Annotated in this window: 22 protein-coding genes; 13 read left to right on the top strand and 9 right to left on the bottom strand. The window is 50.0% G+C overall.

Annotation, left to right across the window (positions count from 1 at the left end):
• Nucleotides 1–15 precede the first annotated feature (15 nt).
• On the top strand, nt 16–903 hold the full coding sequence (locus KNQ14_RS06735; RefSeq protein WP_214860199.1) for a phosphotransferase family protein: 888 nt from the start codon (nt 16–18) through the stop codon (nt 901–903).
• 78 nt (nt 904–981) lie between these two features.
• On the opposite strand, the gene KNQ14_RS06730 is transcribed toward KNQ14_RS06735, so the two are convergent.
• The 4 genes from KNQ14_RS06730 to KNQ14_RS06715 form a co-directional block, all read right to left on the bottom strand.
• Nucleotides 982–1,227, bottom strand: a complete 246-nt coding sequence (locus tag KNQ14_RS06730) for a hypothetical protein (protein WP_029341681.1) — start codon at nt 1,225–1,227, stop codon at nt 982–984.
• Nucleotides 1,228–1,312: 85 nt separating this feature from the next.
• A complete protein-coding gene (locus KNQ14_RS06725; protein ID WP_214860197.1) occupies nt 1,313–1,798 on the bottom strand; it encodes a tetratricopeptide repeat protein in 486 nt (161 codons plus the stop codon).
• A gap of 72 nt (nt 1,799–1,870) precedes the next feature.
• Nucleotides 1,871–2,314, bottom strand: coding sequence for a MarR family winged helix-turn-helix transcriptional regulator (locus KNQ14_RS06720; RefSeq protein ID WP_214860195.1), 444 nt, complete (start codon nt 2,312–2,314; stop codon nt 1,871–1,873).
• A 71-nt stretch (nt 2,315–2,385) separates the two neighbouring features.
• Nucleotides 2,386–3,462 carry a GTP pyrophosphokinase gene (locus KNQ14_RS06715; protein ID WP_231681756.1) on the bottom strand — a complete coding sequence of 359 codons (1,077 nt, stop codon included), beginning with the start codon at nt 3,460–3,462 and terminating at the stop codon, nt 2,386–2,388.
• A gap of 140 nt (nt 3,463–3,602) precedes the next feature.
• Here KNQ14_RS06715 and KNQ14_RS06710 point away from each other — a divergent pair, with 140 nt between their 5' ends.
• On the top strand, nt 3,603–4,739 hold the full coding sequence (locus KNQ14_RS06710; protein ID WP_058713078.1) for a hypothetical protein: 1,137 nt from the start codon (nt 3,603–3,605) through the stop codon (nt 4,737–4,739).
• A 133-nt stretch (nt 4,740–4,872) separates the two neighbouring features.
• Here KNQ14_RS06710 and KNQ14_RS06705 read toward each other — a convergent pair whose 3' ends face one another.
• On the bottom strand, nt 4,873–5,295 hold the full coding sequence (locus KNQ14_RS06705; protein WP_029341685.1) for an organic hydroperoxide resistance protein: 423 nt from the start codon (nt 5,293–5,295) through the stop codon (nt 4,873–4,875).
• A gap of 108 nt (nt 5,296–5,403) precedes the next feature.
• Between KNQ14_RS06705 and KNQ14_RS06700 the strand changes: the two genes are divergently transcribed.
• On the top strand, nt 5,404–5,835 hold the full coding sequence (locus KNQ14_RS06700; protein ID WP_029341686.1) for a MarR family winged helix-turn-helix transcriptional regulator: 432 nt from the start codon (nt 5,404–5,406) through the stop codon (nt 5,833–5,835).
• Between the two features lie 17 nt (nt 5,836–5,852).
• On the opposite strand, the gene KNQ14_RS06695 is transcribed toward KNQ14_RS06700, so the two are convergent.
• On the bottom strand, nt 5,853–6,308 hold the full coding sequence (locus tag KNQ14_RS06695; protein ID WP_023468294.1) for a hypothetical protein: 456 nt from the start codon (nt 6,306–6,308) through the stop codon (nt 5,853–5,855).
• Between the two features lie 126 nt (nt 6,309–6,434).
• Here KNQ14_RS06695 and KNQ14_RS06690 point away from each other — a divergent pair, with 126 nt between their 5' ends.
• The 4 genes from KNQ14_RS06690 to KNQ14_RS06675 are packed head-to-tail and all read left to right on the top strand — an operon-like array spanning nt 6,435 to nt 10,136.
• Nucleotides 6,435–6,926: a PH domain-containing protein gene (locus tag KNQ14_RS06690; protein WP_064300972.1), complete on the top strand. Its 492-nt coding sequence runs from the start codon at nt 6,435–6,437 to the stop codon at nt 6,924–6,926.
• A complete protein-coding gene (locus tag KNQ14_RS06685; RefSeq protein ID WP_214860193.1) occupies nt 6,923–8,371 on the top strand; it encodes a PH domain-containing protein in 1,449 nt (482 codons plus the stop codon). The genes KNQ14_RS06690 and KNQ14_RS06685 overlap by 4 nt, the downstream gene beginning before the upstream one ends.
• Before the next feature lie 34 nt (nt 8,372–8,405).
• On the top strand, nt 8,406–9,326 hold the full coding sequence (locus KNQ14_RS06680; protein ID WP_214860191.1) for an alpha/beta hydrolase: 921 nt from the start codon (nt 8,406–8,408) through the stop codon (nt 9,324–9,326).
• An 18-nt stretch (nt 9,327–9,344) separates the two neighbouring features.
• Nucleotides 9,345–10,136 carry a PP2C family serine/threonine-protein phosphatase gene (locus KNQ14_RS06675; protein WP_214860189.1) on the top strand — a complete coding sequence of 264 codons (792 nt, stop codon included), beginning with the start codon at nt 9,345–9,347 and terminating at the stop codon, nt 10,134–10,136.
• A 35-nt stretch (nt 10,137–10,171) separates the two neighbouring features.
• Here the strand turns inward: KNQ14_RS06675 and KNQ14_RS06670 are convergent, their stop codons facing one another.
• On the bottom strand, nt 10,172–10,318 hold the full coding sequence (locus KNQ14_RS06670; RefSeq protein ID WP_023468299.1) for a hypothetical protein: 147 nt from the start codon (nt 10,316–10,318) through the stop codon (nt 10,172–10,174).
• 148 nt (nt 10,319–10,466) lie between these two features.
• Between KNQ14_RS06670 and KNQ14_RS06665 the strand changes: the two genes are divergently transcribed.
• A complete protein-coding gene (locus KNQ14_RS06665; RefSeq protein WP_023468300.1) occupies nt 10,467–11,063 on the top strand; it encodes a hypothetical protein in 597 nt (198 codons plus the stop codon).
• Between the two features lie 21 nt (nt 11,064–11,084).
• On the top strand, nt 11,085–12,269 hold the full coding sequence (locus KNQ14_RS06660) for a hypothetical protein (RefSeq protein ID WP_214860187.1): 1,185 nt from the start codon (nt 11,085–11,087) through the stop codon (nt 12,267–12,269).
• Nucleotides 12,270–12,315: 46 nt separating this feature from the next.
• Here KNQ14_RS06660 and KNQ14_RS06655 read toward each other — a convergent pair whose 3' ends face one another.
• Together KNQ14_RS06655 and KNQ14_RS06650 are read right to left on the bottom strand one after the other, a co-directional pair.
• The gene (locus KNQ14_RS06655; RefSeq protein WP_214860185.1) at nt 12,316–12,726 is read right to left on the bottom strand and encodes a hypothetical protein; all 411 of its coding nucleotides are present in this window, start codon (nt 12,724–12,726) and stop codon (nt 12,316–12,318) included.
• 82 nt (nt 12,727–12,808) lie between these two features.
• On the bottom strand, nt 12,809–14,272 hold the full coding sequence (locus KNQ14_RS06650) for a potassium/proton antiporter (protein WP_214860183.1): 1,464 nt from the start codon (nt 14,270–14,272) through the stop codon (nt 12,809–12,811).
• A 160-nt stretch (nt 14,273–14,432) separates the two neighbouring features.
• On the opposite strand from KNQ14_RS06650, the gene KNQ14_RS06645 reads away from it, so the two are divergent.
• The 4 genes from KNQ14_RS06645 (at nt 14,433) to KNQ14_RS06630 (ending at nt 18,397) form a co-directional block, all read left to right on the top strand.
• Entirely contained in the window at nt 14,433–15,305 is an 873-nt protein-coding gene (locus KNQ14_RS06645) for an SDR family NAD(P)-dependent oxidoreductase (protein WP_214860181.1), read from the top strand.
• 223 nt (nt 15,306–15,528) lie between these two features.
• Nucleotides 15,529–16,014 (top strand): GNAT family N-acetyltransferase, encoded by a 486-nt coding sequence (locus KNQ14_RS06640; protein WP_214860180.1) that lies wholly within the window; start codon nt 15,529–15,531, stop codon nt 16,012–16,014.
• A 73-nt stretch (nt 16,015–16,087) separates the two neighbouring features.
• Entirely contained in the window at nt 16,088–17,137 is a 1,050-nt protein-coding gene (locus KNQ14_RS06635) for an oxidoreductase (protein WP_214860178.1), read from the top strand.
• A gap of 183 nt (nt 17,138–17,320) precedes the next feature.
• Nucleotides 17,321–18,397 (top strand): C39 family peptidase, encoded by a 1,077-nt coding sequence (locus KNQ14_RS06630; protein WP_214860176.1) that lies wholly within the window; start codon nt 17,321–17,323, stop codon nt 18,395–18,397.
• Nucleotides 18,398–18,534 lie beyond the last annotated feature (137 nt).

Raw genomic sequence — 18,534 nt, 5'->3', positions numbered from 1 at the left:
CAGAAAGGAGTCTTCATGTTACCTTTGCATCCCTTACTCACGCACGTTGTGAGCGAAAGACAGTTATCTGGTCGATCGCGCCAAGCCGTCTGGTCCGTCAAGACGGCAACAGCGCACTACATCGTCAAGGTCGTGACGGACCCGTCAAGTCGTCAATTCGAACGAGAAGCCGCTTTAGCGATTCCAAAACAAGCAGGATTGTCTCATGCCTTACCGCTAGCGACCGGACGGACCGCAACGACCGCTTACGGCATCTATCCGTACCTACCCGGAAAAACCGTTCGAAGCGTGCTCGAGGAGTCACCGGAATTAGCACCCCGACTCGGTCAGGAGACAGGGCGAGCGTTGAGACGCATTCATGACGTCACCGCACCGAGCGGAATAACGTCATGGAGCGAACGTTGTCAGGCGAAACACGATCGCTATCGCGTGGCGATTGATGGGTTGCTTGAGCCAACGTGGATCGAGCGTCTGGATCGATTCATTAGCAAGCGGATTCCGTTACTTCAGGCACGTCCGAATCGATTGCAACATGATGATGTTCATCTCGATAATCTCCTTGTCGAGGATGGGCATCTTTCCGCCTTCCTTGATTACGGGAACCATGATTATGGCGATCCGTGGCATGACTTCGTCAAATGTGGTCTGTTTCAGGTCGAGACGAGTCCGGTATTTGCCTGTCAGATGATCGATGGATACTTTGAGAACGAAGTACCGTCCGACTTTTGGCGAATGTATAGTCTTTACATGGCAATGGTCGTCTTCTCGGCACTCGTCTGGGCGAAGCGGTTCGATGCAGACGGAATGCAAGCGATGCAACGACGTGTCCAGCGAATCATTCAGGATCATGCTGGATTTCAGCGGGACATCCCGCTTTGGTATGAAGGGCAAATTCATGATTAAAAAACAACGGGTTCGTTTCTTTTTAAGAAGAGACGAACCCGTTGTTTTTATAGGTGAATCTTAAGATGAAAATAGAGATTACCACTCGAAGCCTTCTTCACTATACTTGCCGTTCGAATTGAAGAATCGTTCTTCTGTTTTACCGTTTACCGTACTCGTATAAATGACGTAGACGTCGAGATGATCATTTTGATCCGCCATCTTTTTAGCAGCTTTCTTAGCATCGGCTTCAGTCGTATAGGTCTCTGACTTGCTTGCCTTGCCGTGTTTTTCTTGCCCTTGTTCTTCGTAACCTTCTACTGTCCATACTTTTTTTGATGACATCCTTAACTTCCTTTCCTGCCAAAAGTGAGTCCGCTTGGCTGTTACATTATGCTGTGCAAAACGAGCACTCGTCAACCGTTGCCGTTCATTCTTTGACGATCTCGTCCAAATGATCGGCATAATAACGGATTGCTCGGTCAAATGTCTGGATCGATGTGTCTGACGACGTCGTAGCAAGACTCTTTAGCAACCGACCGATTGCCTGATCGGCTTGACCGAGATTGTACTCCGTCATCGCAAGGAAGGCTTGTAAGGCATGGGCGTCCGGAAACTCAAGGAGCGCACGATGAAACACGTCTGACGCAACGTTGAACTGACCGATGACACGATATGTACTGCCGAGCCCGATATATGCCTGCAGACGGTCCTTACCTGTAAGACCGAGCGCTAGGGCTTGTTCGTAATAGGGAACAGCAGCATGTTCCTCACCGAGACTATCATGACACCACGCCATCTGATAGAGGACGGTCGGGTCGTTAGGTGCCGTCTCGACATACTGACGGACGACAGCCTTCGCTGCTTCATATTGCCCCGTCTGTCGTAACTGTTGCACCGATTCGAAATCAAACATCGTGTTTCCTCCTTCTGAATAAAATAAAAAACGGACCCGGTCGTCCTGACCGGATCCGTTCGATTGAACAGCTTAGACTGTTTTTTCAAGCTTCGTTAAGAGCGAACGGAACAACTCCAGTTCCTGATCCGTGAAGTCCTCGAAGACGTCTGCGAGGTAATCCATCTTCATCGATTCGAGTTTTTCATAGAGCTCGATGCCTTTTGGAGTGGCGCGGAGTTCGACGACACGACGATCGAGTTCGCTTCGCTCACGCGAGATCAACTCTTTTTTCGTCAATTCGTCTGCTAATGCCGTGATCATGCTCGCTGAGAATTGGAACTCTTGCGAGAGGGCAGAGGCGATTTGCGGACTGTTCGCACAAAGGGACTTCAAGATGAAGAACTCATTGCGTGTCAAGTACGTCGTGAACATGCTACGCACGTCCTTCTTGATCGCGCGGTAGTTCATCCGTAATCCTTTTTCTGTATCAACGATCAACTGATCGCGTTGTGCTACTTCTAGTGTAGTTGCCATGTATCGTTCACTCTTTCTATACCGTAGTTTCTTTCACTCGTGATTTAGTATAGTGAAAAATTTTAGTTTAATCAATATTTTTCTCTTGAATCATCTGTTTCGACGACGCGGGCGACTTGGGCGACGATCTCTTCGACGTTGCGCAGTTCCGGGTAGAAGCGGCGGAAGAAGTAATCGATTCGGTGTGTATCTTCGCCAGCAATCGTCAGCGCCATGCAGATATAGGCGATGCCGATTCCTTGACGAGGCAGGAACGGATTCGGCATGACCTTCGCACAGCGTAAGGCGAGTGGACTGTGCGTCGTCACGGCTTCAATCAACTCCCCGTATGTCCGGATATCGACATAATGGAACATCCGAATTAGTTCGTTGATCAATTGTTGATCGGAATCGAGCATCATTTGCGATGTAACGAGTCGTTTATCGAGCTCGTTGATAACCGGGGAGTGATCGATGAAGTAGTTCAAGTTATCTGCCGTGATCCGGACTTGATGGGGGTCAGACAAGATTTGTTGAACGGTCTCGTCTTCAAATTGTTTCAACTGTTTCTTGATGTTGACGAACTCCTGATCGGCGATTTCGAGTAATCCTGCCACCCGACTGAAGCTGCGCCGGACTTCTGCTGGGACACTGTTCGGATTTTTATATCCAAGATCATGTTCGATCTCCGCCCACGCGTGTTGCAGGATCGAGCGAATCTGGATCTCAGCCGTGTAATCCTTGAAGCGACCATACTCGCTCAGGGCAAGCCGCTGATCGCTGAGTGAAGCGACGAAGTGGACCGAGAGATAACCGAATTCCGTCGTATCGAGCAACGTCGACTTATCGACCGATTGATCGCGATCAATCGCGAACTCATTCTCGATGATTCGTGCCGCTTCCCGGACGTCGTCATGGAAATAAGTGACGATCCGAATCCCGGTCAAGTCATGGACGTCCTTGAGTGAACGGTATTTGTTCGGTTGCCGTAAGACTTTTTGATACAGACTCTCGGAGTCCTTCGTCCGGGCGACGATTGAGTGGTATTTGATGCCTGCCGCGTCGAGCAACTCGGACAAGAGCATCTTCAACTTGTCGGCGTAGGCATCGTATTCTTCCTTATCGTTGACATATTCGAGCATCATCGTATTTAAATCTTGTGATTGCACCGTTTCGCACCTTCCTCATCCTGTAGTCATCTAGCCATATTGTAGCACTCTGCTTCGTTAAACGCACAGCAAGACCCTGTTTGAAGCAGTACGATTCGTGGGAAAAAGACAAGTAGTACGTGTCCGGGAGGAGATTAATCATGGAAATAGTGGATGCCCGTGCTTTACCCGCCGATCATATGGATGTTTTGCATGTCACACCATCGTCGATCTATTTTCGACGTCGTCTCGATGACGCTCGTTACCACATCAGCAGGTATGATCTTGAAGATCAAGAACAGGTCGATCTAACGCCAGAAGCCTTGACGGATCACGGACCAACCCGACCGTTCGTGCGGCACGGAAGAGTCTATTGTTTAAATGAACATACGCAAGAACAGGGCGGGGAGACGGAAGTGCTCGTCATCGATCTCTTGTCCGGCAAACGGGAGCAGATTGCGTCGTTTTATGTCGAAGGGGATTTGACGCTCTACTGGGTGCTCAATGAGAACTATCTCGTATTCTTACAGACGACGGATACGACGTCCGCGTTTCTGTATGACGTCAAGGATGAATCGCGGCAGACGATTCGCGATCCACGGCTCTACGGGATGACGGAGAATTACCGGGAACTCTATTTCTTTCTCGTCACGCTCGAAGAGAAGGAGTACATCGTCTGTAACGCTCGGCTCGATGAGTTCTCGTTCTATGACGCCCTTGAAAGTGGTGTCATCTCACCAGAAGATCCGATCGACCACTCGGAAAGTCTGTTGATTGCCCCACTGCCGACCTTGATTGAGGAAATCGAACGCGGTGTTGAACACTTATCGTTTGCAACCTTGTTGAAGTTAGAAGGGGAAGGGGATACCGTCCAGTATCTCGGGGAACAGGAAGGGCATCTGATCTTTAGTGCCTATACCGATCGTCTAAACGAAGAAATCTTTTACCGGATCGACACGGAAGCGAGTGTCGAAGAAGTCGCCCGGATTCAGTGGAGTGACTATGAACCGCTCGACTTCACGTACGATGACGTTGAGTCGACGATCTTCATCGTCAATGACCGGTCTGAACACCATCATGAAGTGATCAACTTACGTAACGGTGCCCGATTCCTCGATAAGGAGCCGTTCGAACGCGTCCTACGCGGACGCTTCTATTTACACGAAGCGATCGGAGACGACGCGGAACCGATGGTCACGGTTTACGACGCAGAACACAATGAACGCTATCGGTTCGAGGATGCCTATTATGTCACCGTTTCCGGGGAACTCGTCATCTTATCGGTCCATCAACTATGAAAAAAGAGCGGTTGTTCTTGTCGTGAGAGCAACCGTTCATCATCAAAAATATAATTATTTCAACTACCGAAATTAATATAAAAAACAAAAAACCAGCCGAGAGTAAACCTCTGGCTGGCTAGAAATGCTACACTTATTCTGCGTCAGTCGTACGTGTGTAGACGTCGACTTGGATGTTTCCAGCAGTTGCACGTGAGTAAGGGCAGACCGTATGCGCGACTTTCGCAAGTTCAGCCGCCGCTTCTTCCGAGATCCCGCGGACGAGAACATCGAGTTCGACGGAAAGCATGAATCCGTCAGCTGCTTCGTTTAATGTTACGTGTGCTGTAACTTCACTTCCGTCGTGTTTGATGCCTTGTTTACGAGCAACGAGATTCAATGCAGAGTCGAAGCAAGCAGAATATCCTGCAGCAAAGAGTTGTTCTGGGTTTGTGGCTTGTTTTTTCGAACCTGGTACAGGCATTGCGAGAGCGACGTCAAGGATTCCGTCCTCCGATACGACGCGTCCATCGCGACCTCCGACAGCTGTTGCAGATGATGTGAACATTGGTTTCATGTGTGTAACTCCCTTTCGTTGTTGGATTCAAATAAGTAGCTTACAATTAGATTGTATACAATTTAAATCGAAATGCAACTCGTTTGCTCACGATAGGAGGAATTTTTTATGAACCCATTAGCTTTAGATGAACAACTCTGTTTTCCGTTTTATGCGATATCGCGTGAGATCACGCGTCGTTATCGTCCGTTACTTGAACCACTTGGTCTGACGTATCCGCAATATCTCGTCATGCTCGTCGTCTGGGAGGAGGAGGGACAATCGCTGAAAGCCATCGGTGAACGGCTCCATCTTGATTCGGGAACGTTGACGCCGTTACTGAAGAAACTCGAAGCGGCAGATCTGTTGCGACGCGTCCGTAAGCCGGAAGACGAACGGCACATCCAGATTTTTTTGACAGATGCCGGTCGTGCGTTACGGAAACAAGCAGAGACCGTTCCGCTTGATCTCGTCCGGACACTCGACGTCGACGAAGAAGACTTACGCGTCGTTAAAGCGGCACTGAATCGTCTCGTCATGAAAATGAGCGACCCGGATTAACCGGATCGCTCATTGTCTTATTTACGGCGGAAGCCTTCTTCTTCAAGATAGTTTGCTGCTTCCTTATACGAGTTGAATGCACCGTCTAAAAGATCACCGGCATAAACGAGCCACGTGTCGATGTCTTCATTGAGCAACGTTAATTCGAACTGGTTATCATTGACCCATGTTTCTTCGAGTGTTTCGACCGATTGGACCGTCGAGAGTGCTTTGATTGCATCTTCTAATAAGAGAATTAAAGCAGGCTCTGAGAATTCACGGATGTTGACGAATCCTTTTTCGTCCGTTTCATAACCTGGTAGACCAGCCGCATAGACGAAGCCGTTCCCGTTCGGATGCAAATGATAGACGAGATTCTTCTTCTCATACTGACTGTCCGGGAATTGGAAATTGACGCGCTTTAGCGAGACATCTTTGCGGACGAGTTGTGGGAAGGTCTCGATAATTCGTAGTTTTTCTTCAAAAGTTAACATGGTTCCTCCTTGGTGTTACAGTTCTTCACTTCTATATATGCGATGAAATCAAACGAAATGTCAACCGCTGTCTGAAACCAAGCGACGTTTTTAACCGTAAATGGAAACGAAAGGAAGTGTTTTTTGATGTCTACTGTACAATGGCATACGCTGCCAGAACGATCGATTCGAGCAGAACGGCTCGGATTGTTGCCGTTACACGGCTTGATCGCCGTCATTTTGATTGGAACGACGATTACCCAAGTCATGTGGCTCGACCTGACACCCTGGTGGATGGGCATCGTCGGTCTGCTTTGGCTGATCTATTTCATTCCCCGTATCGTCTACATACCCGTTCTTCGCGTGAAGTATATGCGTTATCGTATCGATGAGGAATTTCTCGTCGTCCGCAACGGCATCTTTTTCCGTCGCGAAGTCACCGTGCCGCTCGTCAAGGTGCAACTGATTGACAGTCAAACGGGACCAATCCTGCGTCGCTATGATTTGATCACACTGGATATTCGAACGGCATCCGGATTCGTCACGTTGACACGACTCGATCGTGCGCAAGGAGACGCGCTACGCACACAAGTCGAACGCTTCGCGAAACTCGAGGAGCGGGAGGAGGAATCGTTATGACCCGGCGCGTCCACCCGCTGTTCATCGTGATGTCGAGTATCTCGATCATCCGCTCGCTCCTGATTCCGTTCGCCGCCTTGATTTTAAATGCGATCCGCAAAGGCGAGATCAACACCTATACGTGGATCGGAATCAGTGTTGGGATTGTGTTCGTCCTCTTATACGGGATCGCCTCCTGGTATTTCTATACGTTCACGATTGATGCCGAGACGATTCGGGTCCGCAAAGGAATTTTCCAAAAAAGTGAACGGACGACGCAACGTAAACGGATCGAGTCGATCGGCATTCAGCAAAACGTCATCGAACGACTGTTGCGTCTTGCGACGTTGACCGTCGAGACATCGTCTGAGAGCGGAACACCGGAAGTCGAACTAAAAGGGATCCGACTTGATTTTGCGAAAGAACTGAAATCGTCGATCAAAAACGAGGGACAGCTCGTCGTCGAAGAACAGCAGGCGGAAGTCGCCTATACGATCCCTGTCCGCGATTTGGCATTAGCCGGTGCCTTGTCAGGACGCGTCGGACTAGCGCTCGTCGGGATCGGGACCGCCTATCAATTCATCGATCAGTTCATTGAACGTTATGTCGATCGACTGTTCTCAGAACTCGCTCATTTATCGTTGTTCGTTTTGACGGGACTTGGCATACTCGTCTTACTCGTCATCTACATCGGCTCGATCATCGTCTATATCTTGAAGTACGGTTCGTACCGTGCCGTCTTGCAACACAACCGATTGTTGATTGGGTACGGGATGTTGAACCGGACCGAGGTCGCGTTTCATGCCGATAAGATTCAAGCCCTCGTCATTCAGGAAAGCTGGATTCAGCGGTTGATCGGTCGAGCGAGTCTGTCCTTACACATCATCTCGGCGACCGGAGAGAAGGAGCGACTATTGCTCCATCCATTCATCCGGACGAACGAGATTGATCCGTTTCTGGCGACGTATCTGCCGCGCTTTCGTCAGTTCAGTCCGCAGCATGAAGTCGCACCGATTGGCTTTCGTTACCGGGTTCGTTGGCCGTTACTCGGTTATGCGCTGTTGTTTACTGCACTAAGCAGTGTCGTCATCATCGTCCTTGATTCCTCATGGCGCTTCCTGATCTTGCTTCTGTTCATCTGGTTACCGTTCTATTACTTCGCTGTGCGCAGCGGTTACCGAAAGACCCGTTTCGGAACCGGCCACGATCTCTTGATGTTACGCAAACAATGGGTCCAAAAAGAGACCGTCTATACGCCACGACTGAAAATCGAGGAATTGACCTGGTCCGTTTCTCGCTGGCTCGAAGCAAAGAAGATTGCCCGGATTGAGATTCAACTACGGGGCAATACTGCTTTTAACGCGCTTTATTTTGAACGAACGGATATCGATACCTTACAACGCTGGTATAAACAATCGTTCCTTTCGACCCCGTTGGCAGGGGAAGTGAAAACCGACGACGAATAAGGAAAGACTCACTGTCGGAAAGGAAGCGAAGCACATGCGCAAATGGGGAATCGGCATCGTGTTGCTCGTCACGTGTCTGCTACTGTTCATCGTCTATGATGGATACCGAATGCAAGAAACATTGATCGGTCAGTCGGACGCTTCTCCGATTCTGAAGACGACGAGAACGGACGGACAGGTGACGAAAGACGAGACATGGTTCAAACAAACGAGCGAGACACAGCAATGGTCGAAGGACGGGCTCGTCCGCTTCGGTCGTTATCTACCGGTTGACGTTAGCAAACAGACAGTCCTCCTCGTCCCGGATGAGATGATGTTTTCACAGACCGGTGTTTATGCCCTTGCCCGCTATTACCATGAGGCGGATTTTAATGTCTTACTCATCGAACGGCGTGGGCAGGATCGAAGCGGTGGCGTCCGGAATTACGGTTGGCTCGATCGACTGGATGTCTTGGAATGGACGAAGCGCTTGCTTGCTGAAAACGGAGACGATACACGGATCGTCTATCACGGACTCGGTGTCGGCGCATCGACCGTCTTACTCGCTTCTGGCGAGACCGTACCGACACAAGTCCGGGCGATCGTTGCTGAAGGAGCTTACGCCCGACTCGACGACTGGTTCAGTCTACTCGCAGATGAACAAATCCTTTACCCGGCACTGCCGTCTCTGACGGTCGCGAGCATGTGGAACAAAGGTGAGCAAGATTTCTTTTATGGCGATGTCTCGGTGACGCGCCAAGCAACGAAGAGTCGGGTTCCGACGATGTTCATCCACGGACTGAAGGACGATCTCGTCCCGGTTCGGATGATGTACGAACTGTATCAAGCAAAAACGGGATTAAAACAATTGTATCCGGTTCGCGATGCCGGTCATGACGAGACGTATACGATGGACCCGGACAACTACGAAAAACGATTACGCTTATTCCTGCAACCGTACTTGCGGGAGATGTAAAGAAGGGAAGACTGATGCATGCAGACGACACAATCATCCTACTACTGGGTCGGATCCGACGAACCATTCGTCGACACGAAGCAGATTGACCAGATTGGTCGGGTGACGCTCGGTCGATTCGGAGGCTGCTCAAGAAGCGGTCAATATAAAAACGAAGACGGGGCTGCCATCTTGATCGGCGACGATTGGGAGATGACCGTCGTCTTAGACGCTCATAAGACAGCGGATAGTGCGGCACTTGTCTTACAGCAGTTGGCACAACACGAGTCGCGTATTCGGACTGATCTTGATGCACCACTTACGGAAGCATTCCGACGAATCGAGACGACCGTGCTGGATCTACTTCAAGACCCGGACTTTTTAGCGGCGTGTGCGATGTTGCAAGGGGAAACCGCTTGTTTGATCGCCGTCCGCAAAGGACGTTTCATCTGGTGGTTCTCCGTCGGTGACGTCGTCTTGTATCTGTTTCACCCGGATTTGATGAAGATGGGACAAGCCGCCTTGAATGAGCGACAGTTCTATGAATGGATTGGACGCGCGAACACCTTTGCGTTACCAGTGCCGAGTTACACACGAGGCGTCCGCGAGTTGCGGCAAGGGGACAACCGATTGTTCGTGACGACGGATGGTTTGCTCGAGTGCCCGGGAACACCGTATGCTGAACCGAAGCAGATGGAGGACACTTTACGATCAGGTGGTATTGCTGAACTCCTCTCGACGATCGAAGTACAGGGCGTTCGTGACAGCACGACGGTCGTCACGTGGACCGTCACGATTGACGAACGCGTCACCCAACCAAGTGATACATGAAATAACCCGCGCTCAAGCACGAGCGCGGGTTATTGTTATTCTGTTTCAGGCGTTTGTTCCTGTTGTTGATCGAGTTCGACCGGTTCTTGGTCCACGGGTGGCTTCGCTTCAGCCAACGGGAAGGCGATGCCCGCACTTGTCAGCAAGGTGATCAAAGCGGCGCTCGTTAATGTTTGACGCATGGTCCGACACGTCCTTTCTGTCTGATTCCGACGCTATATTTTAATAATTCTGAACATTCTTCATCGTTTCGTCAAGCAATCTTTTACTTCCACTACGTATTTTTCCCAAAAACCCAGTATACTTAAACATGAAAAAGGGGGAAATCGATTGAAATTAACGAAAGCCAACACACGTCTATTAGAAACCGTTTTACCACGCTTGAACCTGAATGTCGCAGAACCGGACCGTACGGAAATTGAAGACCGCCTGCGGGCAGATATCTATGAAGCCCAACGCAAGCAGCGTCCATTCGAAGAGATTCACGGTCTATCCGTCGAGGCACGCCTCGATCAGATGATCGCTGAATTACCACAGCGACACCGGATGGAGACACAAAAGCGTTGGACACGAAACTATGTCTCCTCTATCCTGATGTTCATCTTCATAGAAGGGATCGACGGATTGTTCCAGTTCGCTTTGATTGACTACTTATTCTTCTCGATCATCGCTCTATTCTTGATCGACGCGATGTCACAAGTCATCACGGCACCGAAGCTTAAACAAGTCAAACCGCGGGTGTGGATTCAATTCGTCATCAGCTTCATTTTGTTTTCAACCTACAAAGCACTGCTCGTGACGGTCTTCCCGGCACCGGACGTCTTGATTCAAGTCAGCGGAACGCCGTCTTATCTCATCGGCATCGCGGGACTCGTTGGTCTCTACATCTACTGGTCAAAGAATCCGTTACGAAAGCGCGGCGCATAATTCGCGAGAGGAGAGGGTTGCGTGGAGTTCACACATTGGAAACGACGGCTGCAAGATCATTTCGAACGAATGGGCTTTTCTCTACTGACGGAACGATTAGCATCGCAGGACATGGTCAAGCTCGAAGCGACACATGGTGCCTTCTTGTTCTTTCCGGTGACGATCCATCTGTATGAGCGGTCCGGCTGGAAGATGGTCGCCTTCGAGGCAAAGACGGAGGAGGAGCCGCAACTCGTCGAGCAGCAGATTGCCTCGTTATTCCAACTCTTAATGGTGACGTTCCAAGAAGAAGAGCGCGAGTTCCTGCTCGGATTTCACGCGAATACAGGTCGTTACCTGACGGACCGTAATGCACCCGTTGGCCGGCTCGTCCGTCTGATCGAAGAGTGCTGGTATGACGGTGGCGTCCTGCGAGTCGACACATTCGATCCGTTTCCGGGACTGTTCGTCGCGCCACCTTTCGCCCATCAAAGTTATGCCTTCATGCCGGAAGAACGGACGTGGCGCTTATCTGTCGGGCGTACTGGACGTCCGGCGAACGATTATCGATTTGACGGAACGATTTTATCGCCACACCGCTTACCGGAATCGGAATTATTCACCGTGACACCAAAGACGATGCCGTTAGAGGATGAAGAAACGATCCGGACCTTACTGGAAACAGAACGACAGACGATCACTAAATTCCATGATCGCGCCATGGCGACGATTCGGGCGTACGACCCATCATTTGGTTTTGCTTGGCGCGGGACGCAGACATTTTTCCACGGTGTTCCGGTCAATCCATTCGCACAGCGCTTGTGGCTCGAGAACGGCGTGACGCGATACCGGATTCTACAACAAGGATCGACGCGATTGCTTGCTTCCGGTGAGACGTGTGACGCTGTCATCGAGATGCTCGATGCTGCCGTCAGTAGTGAAGAACCGGATGGTCAATCGGTCAGTCCGATTGGTCAACTGATCCTCGGGATTTGGCAACAGATCGAGTCGGACGAAGCGACGTATATCACGAACGTCGATTGCCGCGGCATCTCGCGCACACAAGCCGATAATCGGATTCGTCACGCGCTAGCACGACAAGAGACGATTGAGTGGGTACACCGGGCACCGAACGAAGATGATAGTTGTCGCTTTGCCGGTCTGACGTTGACCTTCCCGCATCGTCCGCCGGGTGTCGTCACGATTGAACGAACGGAAGCAGAATAACACGAACAGGCACGTCCGCGAGTAAGCAGACGTGCCTGTTCGTTTTTTAGTGCGCGTGCTGTGACAATCGATGAAAGACGACGGATAGACTGTAATAGATCATTGCCGTCAGAGCAGCAATCGTAAAAGAGAGCGGCAGATCAAATGCGTCCTTCGTCGTAAAGAGAATCAGGAGACTCGCGATCACGATGCCGGACACTCCGTAACCGAGGACTGTCGGAACATACGCTAATGTCGTCGATGACCGGTTGATGATCATGCCGATGATGAAGTCGAGTAAGAAGCCGGACAGCAAGATGATCGGCAAAGCAAAGATGACGTATGACACAAACGTTGAACCAAGCGAGTCGTACATCGTATTTGCTTCCCTCTCTGTAATCGGTGTATAGGATATGTACGTCAGCACAGTGCAAACGAGACCGGTTGTCACAATAACGGCAAGCAATCGCTTCAGCATGAAATTTCCTCCTTTATATTCCTTATTGAGTATACCAAGCCACACCAAAAAACACACCCTACCTGAGGATGTGTCAAATGATCTATATTCCGAGTGACGCAATCAACCGTCGCACGTCCTGATCCGCTTGTTTAGGTGTCAAAATCAACAGTTGATCGTCTACGAGGACTCGTGTCTGACCACGCGGCGTCAGAATTTCATCTTCACGAATGATGGCAACGACGAGCACATCCTGGGGCATCTCGATATCCTGTAGTGTCTTCCCCGCAATATGACTGTCTTGCGAAACGCGGACCTCGATGATCTCCGCTTGTGGATGGGTGACGGTCATGAATTTCAGGAACGGTTCGACCGTCGTGTCGGGCTGTGTCTCAAGCCCCATCCGCCGGACGATCCACGGCAAGGCCGTTCCTTGCAAAAGAGCAGACGTCATGACGGTGAAGAAGACGATATTGAAAAGAAGCGGCGCTTCAGAAAGACCGCTCGAAAGCGGATAGGTCGCGAGAATGATCGGAACGGCGCCCCGTAATCCGGCTGCCGTGATGACACTCTGTTCTTTGACCGTGTACCGAAACGGAAGCAGCGACAAGACGACGGCAAGTGGACGAGCGAGCAGGATCAACGTCAGGACGATGACGGCCGAGACGAACAATGTCCGGGGATCGAGCAATTGTTTCGGGAAGACGAGCAGTCCGAGCATGATGAACATGCCGATCTCTGCTAAATGCGACAAGCTGCCACTGAATCGTTTGAGCGTCTCACGGTAGATCATGTCATGATTGTTGATCCAAATCCCGGTCAAATAGACGGCGAGAAACCCACTGGCGTGCAAAATCGTCGCGAGACCATACGAGAAGAGAGCACCGCTAAACAGTAAGGTCGGATAAAGGGCGGACGATGGCAACTCGATCCGGTTCAGCAGTTGTGTGACGAGATACCCGATCGCAAGACCCACTAGTGTCCCGAGTCCCATCTCGTAGATGAAGGAAAGAATACCCGCACCGATCGAGAACGATTCCGGTGCTAACGCAAACGATGTGAACAAAATCGTCAGGAAAACGGCCATCGGATCATTCGTTCCGGACTCCGCTTCGAGCGTATGTTTGACTTTTGCATCGACCGGTCGTCCACTAAGCAAGGAAAAAACAGCAGCCGCATCAGTCGAGCCGACGAGCGCGCCGATCAATAATGCGACCGGCCAAGAAAAATCAAGTAATAGATACGCAACGACGGCAATGATCCCGGTCGTTGCAAGGACCCCGACGGTCGCAAGTGACAGGGCGGCAGGGAGGATTTTCCGGAAGTGTGTCCACTTCGTGTGCAAGCCACCGTCAAACAGAATCAGGACGAGCGCCATCGTCCCAAAGAGACGAGCTTGCTCGAAATCACCAAAGTTGATGATTCCTGTGACATCTGACCCTGCCACGATCCCGACGACGACGAACAGGATCAACGTCGGTACATTTAACCGGACGGCAAACTTCGTCGTGATGATCGCAATCAATAGTAACGTTCCTGCGACGAATAAGATCGTCCCTTCTTCCATCCGACCACCTCTTTCGTGATAACATGTTCTTCTTTTAGTATACGTTACTTTTTGAAAATTTCGAAAAATAACGTCAAAACGAGGTGTACAAACGAAAAGAAAAAGGAAAACTAGAAGCAGAACTACATGCGTTCAATACGGAACACAAGGAGGAAAAGGGATGAACATCTGTATCGTCACGGGTGCCAACTCCGGCATGGGGATGGTCACGATTCAAGAATTATTGGAGCGAGGAGATCGGGTCATCGCTACCGTCCGTTCGCAGAAAAAAGCGACGGCACTCGTGCAACTACTGCGAGAACATGGTGTATCGCATACACATCTCGAAATCGAAATCGTCCAACTCGATCAACTGGACTCCGTCCGTCGCTTTGCGGATCGTCTGTTTGATTTAGTCGGTCGCATCGACCGCTTGATTTTAAACGCCGGTGTCATGGTACCGCCGTATCATGTTACGAAGGACGGCTTCGAATCACAATTCCAGGTCAACTACTTGAGTCATTTCTACTTGATTGAGCGCTTATTGCCGTTACTTGAGAAAGGGAACGACCCGCGTGTCATCTCGATTTCGTCGCTCGCAGGTGAAGGCGGCTTGATTCGGACCGACGTCGAACTCGAAGCGATCGCCCACGTCAAAAAAGAACACTATAGTCCGATGCGTTCTTACCGCGAATCAAAGCTCCTGCAAATGATTCATATGCGTGAACTGGCTGAAAAACACGGTGACCGGATCACGTTCGTCAGCGTCCACCCAGGAATCGTCAATACGGATCTGTTCTATCGCGGCAAGTACGGCAAAGTGATGAAGACGTTACTCAAACCGGTCGCGCAAGTCGGATACTGGACCGGAAAACTCTATACGCCGGAATACGGCGCGAAGACGGCACTCTATCTCGCAACGACTGACGATCCGCTCGATAACGGCGGCTACTATACGGATTCCGCTCCACGACTCAGCAATCCGATCGTCGAAGACGACGAGTATCGGGCGCAAGCACGGAATTTGTCGCGTCGCTGGGTTGAACTCGCCTGAACGACAAAAAACGACCGGCTCGTGGGAAGTCGGTCGTTTAACCGTTGTGACGACTGGGGGTCAGATCACTCCTAAAGGATACGTTACATTGAAATAAAATTGTGGAATATGAAAAAAATCACAAAATAATGGGCAAACGTGAAATCTTGAAGCAAAAAGGTTTTCTTCTCGCTGTACATTCGTTAGGATAGAGAAGAAATTTTTTTGTAACAGGAGGAATAACATGATACGACAAGCTACATCAAAAGACGTTCGAAACATCGCAACCCTACTTGAGCAAAAAGCGCTCTCCCTCAAAGCCAGTGGTAGTAGCCAGTGGTCTGCTTATCTGGAGCAAGACATCGAGCAACTCGTCGCGCGAGATTTAGAAGCAGGTCGCTTATATGTCTTTGAGGATCAGAACGAGTTGCTTGGTTCCGTTGCCCTGCTTCCTTCGCTCGAATGGGATCAATCCTTGTGGGATGATGTAGAAGGTCTGTATATCCATCGAATCGTCGTCAGCGACCGTGCCAAAGGACGCGGGGTCGGTCGGAAATTGCTGGAACAAACGATTGCTGTGACAGAGGATGAAGGAGAAATCCTACGACTCGACTGTGTCGCTTCAAACGAGTTTCTCAATGCATATTACACGTCCTTCGGATTCGTCCATCAAGGAACACGGGACGGCTTCTCGATTTATGAGTATGAACGCATCGAAGCGACAGCCTGAAGCGGTTCAATCAAGACAACGGTCGTTTCGTTTGGTATGGTAATAGAAAAAGAACGGTTCAAGGAGTGATCGGATGCGATTGAATATCGGCTTCATCGGCTTTGGCAAAAGTACGACCCGTTACCATTTACCGTACGTGATGATCGAGGACAACTATCACGTCACCTGGATTTACAATCGGAAGGAAAAACCGGAGCTGTTCGCCTCCTATCAGGATCGACTGCCGGATGCCCGTTTTACGACGAATCTGTCCGAAATGCTTGCTGACCCGGCACTTGATGTCGTCGTCATCAATACACCACCGGCGACTCATTTCGAATACGCATTGCTCGCGCTGCAACATCAAAAGCACGTGCTCGTCGAAAAGCCATTTACGGTGACGGAAGAGGAGACGAAGCGTCTATTTGCGGAAGCATACGCGCAAGGCGTCAAGATTCTTGCCTATCAAAACCGACGTTACGACAGCGACTTCCAAGTCGTCGCACAAATCATCCGTTCCGGAAAACTTGGTCGTCTCGTCGAGGTCGTCTCGCAATTTGATCTATTCCGCCCAGAAGCGGCTTCAGCTGACGCGCGTCACGAGAACGGTGCGCTCTACGGACTCGGTGTTCATACGCTTGACCAAATCATCGCCTTATTCGGAAAACCGGACAAGGTCGCCTTTGATGTGCGTAGTGTTCGACTGCCGCACAATCCAGACGACACATTTGCGATTGATCTCTATTATCCAGAGCTCAAGGTCAGCGTCCGGACGAGTCATGTCGCGCTTGCCCCGGCACCCCGGTGGATGTTACACGGCACGAACGGCACGTTCATCAAACAACACGTCGATCGGCAAGAGCTTGATCTGAAAGCGAACTACTTCCCAGGAGAAGAGGGGTTCGGTGAGGATTCAGAAGACGATTATGGGCGTTTAATTTATCATGATGAACACGGTCATCTGCAAGACGTCCGGATCCCAAGTCCTGTTGGCGATTACGGTAAAATGTATCGCGCCTTTTACCGTAGTATCGTCGAGGACGCGCCGCTACCAGTCAAGGAAGAGGATACTTTGTTCGTCGCCCATCTGCTCGAACAAGCATTTGCGCAACCGTCACCATATATTTTAACGATTAAAAATTAAATTTTATTTTGATTTCAGAAAGATGACAACTCGACTGTGCCCATAGGCATGATCGAGTTTTTTTGATATAACGAACAAGGACGTTCCTCATTTTTCAGATTTTTCTAAAGAAATGTTGATTATTTTTTCAAAAAGTTGGGAAAAGGGGAACGAGTCACCAAATTACACCATAGGGGGTCTATCATGAAACGTTTTTTCTCCGTACTGCTGATTGCAGTCATCTTCGTTGGCGTACTCAGTCCTTCGCTCATTGCTGAAGCCGCAACGAAATTAACCGTGACGACGGATGTTTTGCGCGTTCGCGAAAAACCGTCGACATCGAGTAAGATTCTCGGAAAGATTTACAAAGGAAACGTCTACAGTTCAAAAGGCACGTCTGGCAGCTGGTACAAAATCAGCTTTAAATCCCGTATCGGCTACATACACAAGGATTTCGTCAAATCGTCTTCGTCGAAGTACACATCGACCGGGACGAAGTATACGACGGTCGGCACACTTAACGTCCGGACGGGTGCTGGAACGAAGTATAAGGTCGTAGGGCAGCTGAATAAAGGAGTTGCCGTCGCGACATACGGCATGTCAGGGAGCTGGACACGGATTCTCTACAAGGGAAGCTACCGCTATATCTCGACGCAATACGTCTCGAAGTCGAAACCATCGACGACGACGAAGAAGCTAAACGTCCCGTACTACAACCAATATTCACTCGGGTATCCATCTGGCTGTGAGTTCGTTTCACTGAAGATGGCACTCGAATACAAGAAAAAAGCCGTCTCTGCTGCGTCACTCTATAAGCAAATGCCAAAAAGCATGAAGAACGCGACGTATAAGAACGGGAAGTACTACTGGGCAGATCCACAAAAGATGTTTACGGGGAATCCAGCCGGTACGCTCGACTACTACAAGAACTGGGGCATCTACCCGAAAGGAATCCTTCCACTTGCGAAAAAATACCGCAGTGGTGCGGTTGATATCTCGAAAATGGGCGTCTCGAAGATTGAGAGTGAAATCCGTAGCGGTAACCCAGTCATCGTCTGGGCAACGGTCGATTTCAAGAATCCATATGGCTACTTCTCTTGGATCAAACCGGATGGTAAAACATTCACAGGTTACCGGAACTATCACGTCATGCTCGTAACAGGTGTCTCAAGTGGTTCGTTCTACGTCTCGGACCCATACCGCGGTAAGTACAGTGTCAGTCGCTCGCAGTTCACATCCGTTTTCAATCAAACGGGACAATATGCGTTATCTGTTCGTTAAACCCTCATCCGGTCGCTCCGACGCGACCGGATTTTTGTCATTTTCAGGCATATCGATACGAAATCTACTGTAAAATGAAGGAGTTCACCTGCTAGGTGTGTAAAAGAATGACAATGCATCTATGAAAGGAAGTGAAG

It is taken from the genome of Exiguobacterium sp. s161, from assembly GCF_018619045.1.
Lineage (GTDB): Bacteria > Bacillota > Bacilli > Exiguobacteriales > Exiguobacteriaceae > Exiguobacterium_A > Exiguobacterium_A indicum.
This window is presented reverse-complemented; position numbering and strand designations above follow the sequence as displayed.